Source organism: Maritimibacter alexandrii (genome assembly GCF_005871115.1).
GTDB lineage: Bacteria > Pseudomonadota > Alphaproteobacteria > Rhodobacterales > Rhodobacteraceae > Maritimibacter > Maritimibacter alkaliphilus.
Window position 1 is genome coordinate 1 of the sequence record NZ_SWKQ01000008.1, and the last position, 1,458, is coordinate 1,458.

Consider the following 1,458-nt stretch of genomic DNA (forward strand, 5'->3'; position numbering starts at 1 on the left):
TCGCGGTATCGGTCGCGCCCTGATCGTCGGTGATGGTGTAGGTGAAGGTATCGGTCCCGGTGAAGTCCTGGTTCGGCTTGTAGGTCACCGTCCCGTCCGGGTTCAACGTCGCCGTGCCGTTCGTGGGTGTGCCCACCGCCGTCACCGAGAAATCGTCCCCCTGCGGGTCCGAGTCGTTCCCCGTCAGATCCACGATCAGCGTCGTGTCCTCGTCGATGTCGTAGCTGTCATCGACCGCGTTCACACTGTTCTGGCCGTTGTCGCCCTGCACCACCACGGTCACCGTCGCGGTGTCCGTCGCGCCGTTGCCGTCACTGATCGTGGATTCGAACGTGTCGGTCCCGGTGAAATCGGTGTTCGGCGTGTAGGTCAGCGTGCCGCCGGGACCATCCGTGACCGTGCCGTTGGTCGGCTGGTCGTAGGAGGTGATCGTCAGCGGGTCGTTGTCGGCATCCTCGTCGTTGGCGAGCACGTCGATATCGACCGAGGTTCCCTCGTCGATGACGGTGATGTCATCCTCGGCGTCCGGCGCGTCGTTGACCGGGGTCATGGTGACGGTGACGGTGGCCGTGTCGGTGGCGCCCTGATCGTCGGTCACCGTGTAGGTGAAGGTGTCGGTGCCGGTGAAGTCGAGGTTCGGCTTGTAGGTCACCGTCCCGTCCGGGTTCAGCGTCGCGGTGCCGTTCGTGGGGGTGCCCACGCTCGTCACCGTGAAGTCGTCGCCCTCGGGGTCCGAGTCGTTCGCCGTCAGGTCCACGATCAGCGTCGTGTCCTCGTCGATCGTGTAGGCGTCGTCCACCGCGTCGACCGAGTTCATCGGGCCCATGCCGACCGAGACCGTGACGGTCGCCGTGTCGGTCGCGCCCTGATCGTCGGTGATCGTGTAGGTGAAGCTGTCCGTGCCGGTGAAGTCGGTGTCCGGCGTGTAGGTCAGCGTGCCGCCCGGTCCGGTCGTGACCGTCCCGTTCGTGCCCTGCCCGAAGGAGGTGACCGAGAAGGTATCGCCCTCGGGATCGGTGTCGTTGGCCAGAACCGGCACGTTCACCGCCGTGTTCGGATCGGTCTGGGCCATGTCGTCCACGGCATCCACCGTGTTCACGCCGTCCTGCGTCACGTTCACCGTCACCGTCGCCGTGTCGGTCGCGCCCTGCGAGTCCACGATGGTGTAGGTGAAGCTGTCGGTGCCGAAGTAATCCGGGTCCGGCGTGTAGGTCAGCGTGCCGCCCGGTCCGGCCGTCACGGTGCCGTTCGCGCCCTGCCCGAAGCTCTGGATCGAGAAGCTGTCGCCCTGCGGATCGCTGTCGTTGGCCAGCACGTCGATGTTGACCGCATCGTCCTCCGAGGTGGTCGCGCTGTCGTTGCGCGCCACGACCGAGTTCATGCCGCCGTCGCCGTTCACCACCACCGTCACGGTCGCCGTGTCGGTGCCGCCGTTGCCGTCGGAGATGGTGTATTCGA

The 1,458-nt window shown here is 66.1% G+C and carries 1 protein-coding gene; it reads right to left on the bottom strand.

All coding sequences use genetic code 11. The annotated features are described in order from the left end of the window. Positions 1-1,458: Ig-like domain-containing protein (locus tag FCT00_RS00785; RefSeq protein WP_138421466.1), on the bottom strand; the 1,458-nt coding region annotated here is incomplete at both ends.